The sequence below is a fragment of the Pararhodobacter sp. SW119 genome (genome assembly GCF_017811755.1).
Taxonomy (GTDB): Bacteria; Pseudomonadota; Alphaproteobacteria; order Rhodobacterales; family Rhodobacteraceae; genus Pararhodobacter.
This window is the reverse complement of the sequence record NZ_JADDJF010000076.1, coordinates 1-9,212: the sequence shown is the minus strand read 5'-3', so window position 1 is coordinate 9,212 and position 9,212 is coordinate 1. Positions and strand designations below refer to the sequence as shown.

General features: G+C 66.6%; 8 protein-coding genes. 2 read left to right on the top strand and 6 right to left on the bottom strand.

Going from position 1 to position 9,212, the window contains the following annotated elements; genetic code table 11:
- Positions 1-116: 116 nt before the first annotated feature.
- A complete protein-coding gene (locus IM708_RS19295) occupies positions 117-1,316 on the top strand; it encodes a crosslink repair DNA glycosylase YcaQ family protein (protein ID WP_209428196.1) in 1,200 nt (399 codons plus the stop codon).
- 178 nt (positions 1,317-1,494) lie between these two features.
- Here IM708_RS19295 and IM708_RS19290 read toward each other — a convergent pair whose 3' ends face one another.
- From IM708_RS19290 to dctP, 6 genes are read right to left on the bottom strand one after another with little or no spacing between them, the layout of a single operon-like run.
- The gene (locus tag IM708_RS19290; RefSeq protein WP_209428195.1) at positions 1,495-3,375 is read right to left on the bottom strand and encodes a sugar phosphate isomerase/epimerase and 4-hydroxyphenylpyruvate domain-containing protein; all 1,881 of its coding nucleotides are present in this window, start codon (positions 3,373-3,375) and stop codon (positions 1,495-1,497) included.
- The gene (locus IM708_RS19285) at positions 3,372-4,214 is read right to left on the bottom strand and encodes a shikimate dehydrogenase (protein ID WP_209428194.1); all 843 of its coding nucleotides are present in this window, start codon (positions 4,212-4,214) and stop codon (positions 3,372-3,374) included. Before IM708_RS19285 ends, IM708_RS19290 begins: the two co-directional genes overlap by 4 nt.
- Entirely contained in the window at positions 4,207-4,653 is a 447-nt protein-coding gene (locus tag IM708_RS19280; protein ID WP_209428193.1) for a type II 3-dehydroquinate dehydratase, read from the bottom strand. Before IM708_RS19280 ends, IM708_RS19285 begins: the two co-directional genes overlap by 8 nt.
- A gap of 20 nt (positions 4,654-4,673) precedes the next feature.
- Positions 4,674-5,966, bottom strand: coding sequence for a TRAP transporter large permease (locus tag IM708_RS19275; protein ID WP_209428192.1), 1,293 nt, complete (start codon positions 5,964-5,966; stop codon positions 4,674-4,676).
- A 2-nt stretch (positions 5,967-5,968) separates the two neighbouring features.
- Positions 5,969-6,496: a TRAP transporter small permease subunit gene (locus IM708_RS19270; RefSeq protein ID WP_209428191.1), complete on the bottom strand. Its 528-nt coding sequence runs from the start codon at positions 6,494-6,496 to the stop codon at positions 5,969-5,971.
- A gap of 56 nt (positions 6,497-6,552) precedes the next feature.
- Positions 6,553-7,545, bottom strand: a complete 993-nt coding sequence (gene dctP, locus IM708_RS19265) for a TRAP transporter substrate-binding protein DctP (RefSeq protein WP_209428190.1) — start codon at positions 7,543-7,545, stop codon at positions 6,553-6,555.
- 204 nt (positions 7,546-7,749) lie between these two features.
- Between dctP and IM708_RS21440 the strand changes: the two genes are divergently transcribed.
- Positions 7,750-9,108, top strand: coding sequence for a GntR family transcriptional regulator (locus IM708_RS21440; protein ID WP_245243336.1), 1,359 nt, complete (start codon positions 7,750-7,752; stop codon positions 9,106-9,108).
- Positions 9,109-9,212 lie beyond the last annotated feature (104 nt).

Genomic DNA, 9,212 nt, shown 5'->3' with positions numbered 1-9,212 from the left:
TGAGGATTTCACAGTTGGGTAAACGTTTGGCTCGGGTCGCCTGACAGTCACCACCGCCGAGATCACGCGCTTTGCCCGCGACTTTGACCCGCAGTCCATCCATCCAGAAGGCGCCCATGACCCGACCGCGTCTCAAAAACACTGAGGCCCGCCGGCTGTTTCTTGATCGGCACCTGTTGCTGCGTCCCGGGACGGGGCCGGGCTCCGGAGCGGATCTGGCTCGCGTCGTGACGGATCTGGGCTTCGTGCAGGTTGACAGCGTCAATACACTCGCCCGTTCGCACGACCTGATCCTGTGGTCGCGTCGTGGGCAATACCGGCCCCGGGCACTGGACGACATGGTCGCCCGCCACCGCCGCGGCTTCGAACACTGGACGCATGACGCCGCGGTCACTCCGATGCAGTTCTATCCGATGTGGCGGCTGAAATTCTCCCGCGATGAGGCGCGGATGCAGCGGCACTGGCCGAAATGGCGGCGCGAGGGCTGGGGGACGGAGATCGACACAGTCCTCCGCCAGATCGCGGATAACGGCCTGGTCTCGTCGCGCGAAGTCGGCGCGGGCGAGGCGAAGACCTCCTCGGGCTGGTGGGACTGGCACCCGTCGAAGACGGCGCTCGAATACCTTTGGCGTTCAGGGCGGCTGGCGATCTGCCATCGCCGAGGGTTCCGCAAGTTCTACGACCTCAGCGAGCGTGTCATCCCGCCAGACTACCTCAACGCGCGCCGCGAGGATGCCGAGATCGTCGATTGGGCGATGACGGCGGCGCTGAACCGATTGGGCTTCGGGACGGCGGGCGAACTAGCGGCCTTCTTCGAGATCGCTACCCGAGACGATGCGAAGGCCTGGTGCGCCTGCGCCCTGGCTGACGGGCGCATCTTCGAGCTGGACGTGGAGATGGCCGACGGCAGCCTGCGGCGAAGCTTTTCGTCCGGGGCGCTTCTCGACCACATCGCATCGCTGCCCGGGCCCTCGGCGCGGGTCCGGGTCTTGTCGCCCTTTGACCCGGCGCTGCGCGACCGGGCGCGGGCGGAGCGGCTCTTCGGCTTTCACTACCGGATCGAGATCTTCGTTCCGGCGGCGAAGCGGCTCTACGGATACTATGTGTTTCCTGTCATGCAGGGCGATCGACTTATCGGGCGCGTCGACGCAAAGCGTTGTTCCGAGACGCTGCATGTCAGCGCTTTCTGGCCCGAGGCCGGTGTGAGAATGAGCGTCGGACGGCGAGCCGCGCTGGAAGCGGAGTTCGACCGGCTGGCTCGGATGGCGGGGGTGGGCGAGGTCCGTTATTCGCAGGACTGGCTCCGGCTAACGTGATTTCAGCACGAGCCGACCCAAGTAGACGCGGCGATTTGCCCGCAGCAGTCTGCGATACTGGTCGCTGGAGGGTTGGTGGCGCAAAGAGCTCGCCGATTCCAACGGCGTGCAGATCGGATGTGATTGCCCGGCAGACAAGTTTGTCCGTTCCACTGGCAAGGCAGCCAGATTGCCTTGGTCATCGTCGGGGCATGCTCGCCGGCCTGAGCAACCGCTTCTGGGCGGCCAGGCGGAAGGGAGCGTTGGGGGCGCCGTAGCCCTGGTAGGCGCCTGGGCGTTCCACGATCTCGAAGAAAAGCCCGTCGCCGAAGGGGCGGCTGTAGAGCTGGAAAAGCTCACCGACCTCGTCGCGGTCGTAGAGGATGTTGTGCGCCCTGAACCGGTCGAGGAGCCCGGGTTCGAGGTCAAAGCGGGCGGCGAGATCGCCAAAGTAGTTCGCGCCGATCGGCAGCGACTGGAAGCCCAGGGCGGCGAGGCGCTCGGCGGTGGCGAAGATGTCGGCGGTGGCGAAGGCGATGTGTTGGGTGGCGGCGCCGAAGCTGTCGCTGAGGAACCGGCTGGCGAGGGTGCGCGCGGGTTCGGCGCCGTTCAGTGTGATCCGCACGCCGCCAGAGCGGATCGCCTGGCTGCGCACCAGTCCGTCGGGGTCGGCGACATCGACCATCGGCGCCTTCTCCGCCTCCAGCAGCGAGGTGTAGAAAAGCGCCCAACTCAGCATCTCGTCGTGACGCATGGTCTGGGCGACGTGGTCGATGCCGGTGAGGCCGACCCCCGCGGGCGGCGCCACCGTGTCGCGGAAATCCACCTGCCAGACGCGGTCGGCCCCCGTTGCGGCGTCGATCAGCCGCAGGAGGCTGCCGCCGACGCCGCGCAGCCCGGCGATGGCCATCTCTTCCGGCCCCGGCGGATCGCCCCCCGGGTCGGCGCCGAGCGCGCGACCGCGCGCCAGTGTCGCCCCGGCATCGGGGACCGAGAGTGCGATCTCGCTGACGCAGGTTCCATGGGTGAGATAGGCCGAATGGGCGTACCCCTTCGTGGCGGTGTTGACCAGCACGCTGACGCCGCCCTGGGCGAAGCGGGTCACCGGTTTGGTCAGGTGCCGACCGGCACGCACAAAACCGAGCGTTTCGAGAAGCGCCTCCAGGTTCGCGGCTTCCTCGGTCGAGGTGGCGAATTCGATGAAGGCGATGTCCCGGGCGGGTTCGGGCGGCGGGAAGGCCGGCAGGTCGACGGCCAGCGCCGGTTCCGCGCGGCGCACGGTATCCATCAGCGCGACCAGCGAGCGGTGGCCATCCACCGCCACTAGCCGCGGCAGCCCGGCGCGAAACTGGTCGTTGAAGATTTCCAGCGAGAGGGGGCCGGCATAGCCCGTCGCCAAGACCGCCCGCATGAAACCCTGCACGTCCAGATCTCCTTCGCCCGGCATACAGCGAAAATGCCGGGACCAGTAGAGCAGATCCATCGGGATCGCCGGCGCGTCGGCCAACTGGACGAAGAAGATGCGGTCACCGGGGATGCGGCGGATCGTGTCCGCGTCGATCCCACGCGCGAGCGTGTGGAAGCTGTCGAGAATCAGGCCGACATTCGGATGATCGGCGCGGCGCACGACCTCCCAGGCGTCACGGTGGTCGTCGATGTGTCGCCCCCAGGCCAGGGCCTCGTAACCGACGCGCACGCCATGTTCGGCGGCGAGGGCCCCGAGTTCCGAAAAATCCCCGGCCAGCCGATCGATGCCGCCAAGAGAGTCGGGATGGGTCGAGGAGCAGACAAGGATCAGGTCGGTGCCCAGCTCTCCCATCAGTTCGAACTTGTGGCGTGCGCGGGCAAAGGCACGGGAACGCAGCGGCTCGGGCAGCCCCTCGAAATCGCGGAATGGCTGGAAAAGCATGATTTCCAGCCCCTTGTCGCGGACCATGCGGCCGATCTCGGCCGGGGTCAGGTCCGAGGCGAGCAGATCGGGCTCGAAGATCTCGACCCCGTCGAACCCGGCGGCGGCAATGGCGTCAAGCTTCTCTGGCAGCGATCCGGCGATCGAGACGGTGGCGATCGAGGTCTTCACGGCACGACCTCCGCCGTGAGCTCGGTTCGAAGACGGGACTCGCCGAGCGGCAGGCCGGTGAAGAGCCGCCAGGCATCGACCCCCTGGCCGATGAAAAGCTCGTAGCCCGAGATGGTCTGCGCGCCGGCCGCCTGCGCCGCGACGAGGAACTGCGTTTCGACGGGCGTGTAGACCGCGTCGAAGGCCCAGGCGGCGCCCTGCATTGCTTCCGGCGACAGCGGCGTGCCGGGTTGGCCGACCATGCCGACGGGCGTGGCGTTGACCATACCGGTGGCGCCTTCGGCCAGTGCTGCGGCGTCGCGGCCGGTCCGCAGGGCAAGGCCGGGGAAGTTGCGGCGCAGGGTGTCTGCCAGCGCGTCGGCGCGGTCAGGAAGGGTGTCGGTGATACGGAATTCCTGCGCGCCGAGGGTGGCGAGCGCGAAGGCGATGGACCGCCCGACGCCGCCCGCGCCGATCAGGAGCACATGCCCCGGAGTCGCCTCGCCGCGCGCCTGGCGGTATGCGGCAATGAAACCGGAATGATCGGTGTTGTAGCCCTGTGCGCCCTCGGCCGTGAACAGAACCGTGTTCACCGCCCCCATCGCGGCGACCTGCGGATCGTCGATGCGCACCAGCCGCGCCGCGCGCTCCTTGTAGGGGTAGGTTACGTTGATGCCGCGGTAGCCGCCCCGGGCGACGCGAGCGAAAAGCGCCTCGAACTCCTCTCCGGTCTCGCGCGGGACCAGCCGGTCGTAGGTGACCGACACGCCGTTCTGCCGTCCGGCCAGCACATGGAAACGCGGCGCTTGCGAGGCGCCGATGTTGTCGCCGATGAGGCCGAGGCGGATCGGGTCAGGCATCACCGGTATCCGTCATCCGGCAGGCGGCCTCGACCGCGGTACGGTAGCCCTGCGGCCCCAGACCGGCGATGACCGCGGTGGCCACCTTCGACATGAGAGAATTGTGATAGACCGCATCGCGCCGGTGGATGTTGGTGATGTGCAGCTCGATCACCACGCCGGGGAACATCTTCAGCGCGTCCATGATCGGAACCGAGGTGAAGGTGAGGCCGGCGGGATTTATGACGATCGCCGCCGCGCCCGCGTCGATGGCCTGGTGAATCCAGTCGATGATCTGATGCTCGGCGTTCGACTGTCGGAAGACGACCTCGCGCGCGCCGGCAGCCTCGCGGCACATCGCCTCGACCTCAGTCAGCGTGGTCGCGCCGTAGACCTCGGGTTCGCGGGTGCCGAGGCGGTTCAGGTTGGGGCCGTTGAGGACATGGATCGCTTGGGGCACAGGTGGGACCTTTCTGCTGCTCAGCCCTGGTAGCCGAACTGCCGCGGCAGCCAGAGCACGAAGTCGGGCGAGAGGGTGATGACGACAAGCGCCAGGATCAGCGCGGCGATGAACGGCACGAGGTCGCGGAAGATGTGCCTGAGCGGCGCGCCGGTGATCGACTGCATGATGAAGATCAGGAGGCCATACGGCGGCGTCACCAGCCCGATCATGATGTTCACGACCGCGACGACGCCGAAATGGACCGGATCGATGCCGAGCGCCTGCGCCGTCGGGATGAAGACCGGCACGATGATGAGCAGGATCGCCGTCCCCTCCAGCATCGCGCCGATCAGCAAGAGCACGATGTTGACGAGGATCAGGAACTGGAGTGGCGTCAGGTTCCATTGGGCGAGGTAGGCGCGCAGAGCCTGGGGAATGTTCTCGGCGGTGACGACGTAGTTGAAGACCAACGCGCCGGCGATCAGCATACCGATGGCGATGGAGGAGCGCGCCCCCGAGGTTAGCGCGCGGTAGAACTGCCCGATGCTGATCGAGCGGTAGAGTACAACGGATATCAGCAGCGCGTAGAAGGCGGCGACGGCGGCAGCCTCGGTCGGCGTCATGGCGCCGGAGTAGATGCCGCCCAACAGAACAACCGGCATCATCAAGGCCGGAAACGCGCCGAGCGTGATGCCCGGCAATTCCCGCGCTGGAACCGGCGGTTCGACCGGGAAGTTCTGGCGCCGTGACTGGAAGTAGACCAGCACCATCAGCATTGCCGCCATCAGCAAGCCTGGAAGGACGCCGGCGAGGAACAGGTAGCCGATGGAGGCCCCCGAGACGAGCGCATAGAGGACCATGGGGATCGAGGGTGGAATGATCGGGCCGATGACGGCGGCGCTGGCGGTCAGCGCGGCGGCGAAACCGCGCGTATAGCGACCGTCGCGGGTCATCATGTTGGCGATGATCCGGCCGGTGCCGGCGGCATCGGCGAAAGCCGACCCCGACATACCCGAGAAGATCACCGACTGGGCGATGTTGACCTGCGCCAACCCGCCGCGGAACCGCCCGACGAAGGCGTTGCAGAACCTGAGCAGCCGATCGGTCATCGAGCCGGTGTTCATCAACTCGGCAGCGAGGATGAAGAGCGGCACGGCCAGGATCACGTAGCCGGTGAACATCGAATTCAGGAGCCGCTCAGCCACCAGCCCCATGTCCTGCCCGCGCATGTAGAGATAGAGGATCGAGCCCGAGATCATCGACAGCCCGATCGGCAGGCCCAGAAGCGCCAGCAGGCAGATCACCAGAAGCGCGGCGGTGAACGGCTCCATCCTCAGCGCCTCGATTCTGTGATTTCGGTGTGCAGCGGATCGGGGGGTAGCGGATCATGGCCGGCGACGGCCCGGACCGCGAGCCAGAGGTAGCGCAGGATCACCGCCACGGCGAAGACCACGTAGATGGAAAAGAGCCAGTCGTAGCGGATGCGCAGATAGGCGGTGCGCTGGACCTGCATGAAGGTCACATAGTCGTAGACCGCCGGCAGCGAGAGCAGGAAAAGGCCGACGACGCCAAGCGCGATCAGCACCATGAAGGCGCGCCGCACCACGGGCGGGACCGAGCCGTAGAGGATGTCGAAGCGGATCTCCTCGCGCTCGCGCACGACGAAGGCCGCGCCGAAGAGCACGAGCCAGATCCACATGACCGAGCTGAGTTCGGCGGCGCGTCCGGCGGGCCAGTTGAGCACGTAGCGAAAGAGGATCGTCACCAGGAAGGCGCCGAACATCACCGCCAGCATGAGCCCGGCCACGGCCTCGGCCGCGAGGCGCAGCCAATGCGCCAGCCGCGTGAGCAATCGCATCATCCGCCCCCCCTGTCAGCGGACGACCGGCCCGAGGGGCCGGTCGCCGGATGCGTGGATCAGAGCGCGTTGATCCGATCAAGCATGCCCTCGGGCCAGTCGGCCGAGAGGGGCGAGTTCAGGTAGCGTTCCTGCGCGTAGGCCCGGAAGGCATCGACGTCGGGCTCGTAGACCTCGAGTCCCTGCTCCCGGAAATACGCGGCCAATTCCTCCTCGCGTGCCTGGTGCTGCTCGGCGGACCAAGCCATCGCATCGTCGGCGGCCGCCTGGAAGGCCTGCTGCTGCTCTTCGCTCATGTCGTTCCAGACCTGCGACGAGATCGTGAGCAGATCGAACGCCACCAGGTGCGAGGTGAGCGCGATCTGGCTCATGACCTCGTAGAACTTCATGTTCTCGACATTTGGCAGCGGGTTGTCCTGCCCGTCGATGGCGCCAGTCTGGAGGCCGGTATAGACCTCGGCATAGGCCATCGCGGTCGGGTTCGCGCCCAGCGACTCGCCCAGGAACTGCCACGCCTCGCCCGGCGGCATGCGCAGTCGGACGCCGGACATGTCCTCGGGCGTTTCGATGCGGCGATCGGGGACGAGGCCGACATGACGCGTGCCAAAGAAGGTCGGGCCCAGAATGTGGATATTGAGCTGCTCCTCGGCCATCGCCTTCATCTCTTCGCCGGCGTCGGAAGCGAAGAAGGCCATCAGATGCTCGGGGTCGCGGAAGAGGTAGGCCGAAGTCAGGATCGACCAGGCCGGGATCTGGTTGGCGATGTCCTGCGGGGCGATGTTGCCCATCTCCAGATTGCCGCGCTGAAGCGCGACCAGTTCGGTGCCCTGGCCAAAGAGCGTGCCGCCGTAGTGCAACTCGAGTTCGAAGTCGTCTGCGACCGCCGCTTCAAGCTGCTGCATCATCTGCGCGCGAATGTCCTGCTCGGAGAAGACCGCCGAAAACCGCAGGGTCTGGCGATCCTGCGCAATTGCCGCGGTGCCCATTCCCGTCGCCGCCAGCGCCAGCGCGCCCGCTGCGAGTATCCCCCGCCGTGAAAATCCAGCCTTCATGTCATCCTCCCTCGAAGCGTTGACCTTTGCCGTGGCGATCGGTCCTCTGCGCCACATGACCCACGACCCTACATCTCATGGAACATAAATCAACCGTATATAAGTTCTTCACATGAGATAATAGAAAACCTATGCTTCATGATGCCGTTGCCCCTCTTGCACGTGCATGAAACAATCGAAGATCGACAGCCCGGCAAAACGGCAATGCTGGATACATCCATCGAAGCCATCTACAGCGCGATTCGGCGCGACATCATCCGCGGGGCGTTGCCGCCCCGGTCGCGCCTGCGGCTGGAAAGCCTGCGCGAGAGTTACGGGGTGAGTGTCAGCATGCTGCGCGAAATCCTCAACCGGCTTGCCGGCGAAGACCTGGTTGTGTCCGAGGGAAAGCGGGGCTTTGGCGTCGCGCCCATCACGCAGGAAGAGTTCCGCGACCTCGCCGCGTTGCGAGAGCTGCTCGAGGGCCATGCTCTGCGCGCGGCCTTCGTCCGCGGCGATCTCGACTGGGAGGGCCGCGTGGTCGGCGCCTGGCACAAGCTTGGCGTGATCGAGCGGGCGATGCTGGCCGGCGAGCACGACCGTGCCGAGGACTGGAAGCGCTACGACAAGGAATTCCACCACGAACTGATCGCCGCCTGTGGCTCTGCCGAGCTGGTGGCCGCGCATGGCGGGATCTTCGACCGCTACCTGCGCTACCAGATCATCGCCATGATCTTCCGGGGCGCGCCGGCCGTCGCCGAGCATCGGGAACTGCGCGATCGTGCGCTGGCGCGCGACACCGAAGGCGCAATTGGCATCCTGCGCCGGCATATCGGGGCCTGCGTCGAGCACACCATGGCGACCGGCGCACTGGAAGCGCATCCTGTGCCGATACCCCCACGGGCGGAAGAAGCCACAGTCGCGGCCCGGACCTGGAAGCAGGTGCGCGGCGATATCCTGATGGGCAAGCTTCCCCCCGAGGCGAAGCTGCGGCTGGAGCAGTTGCGCGGCGCCTATGGGGCCTCGGTCAGCACCTTGCGCGAGGTGCTGAACCGGCTTGCGACCGAGGGGCTGGTGATCGCCGAAGGTCAACGCGGCTTCGAGGTGGCGCCGGTCTCGCCCGGGAACCTGCGCGAACTCGCCGAGCTGCGCTACCTGGTCGAGGGACAGGCGCTGGAGGATTCCTTTGCGCGCGGAGATGTCGACTGGGAGGCGCGCGCGCTGGCCGCGTATCACCGGCTCAGCGCGCTGGAAGAACGGATGCGCGCGGGCGACCGCGCGGCGGCGACCGACTGGAAGCGCTATGACTGGGAATTCCACCAGGCGCTGATCGACGCGTGTGGCTCGCGCGTCCTGATGCAGCTGCACGGCGCGGTCTTCGACAAGTACCTGCGCTACCAGGCGATCGCGCTGTCTTTCCGCGGCGAGATCGCCGCATGCGAGCACCGGGCGCTCCTGAATGCCGCGCTTGCCCGCGACGCCGATGCCGCGCGCGAGATCCTGAAAGCCCACCTCATGGGCGGTGTCGAGCACGCCCTTTCAAGCGGTTGCTTCGGACCGCCAATGCCGCTGAATAAATCGTAGTGGATGGTCCCGCGTCTCTTCGGCGTAGGCCGTCAGCGCATCTGTGACGCAGATGCCGAACTGGGCCGGGTCGGCTACCGGGATTCTTTGAGGTTGATCGGAAC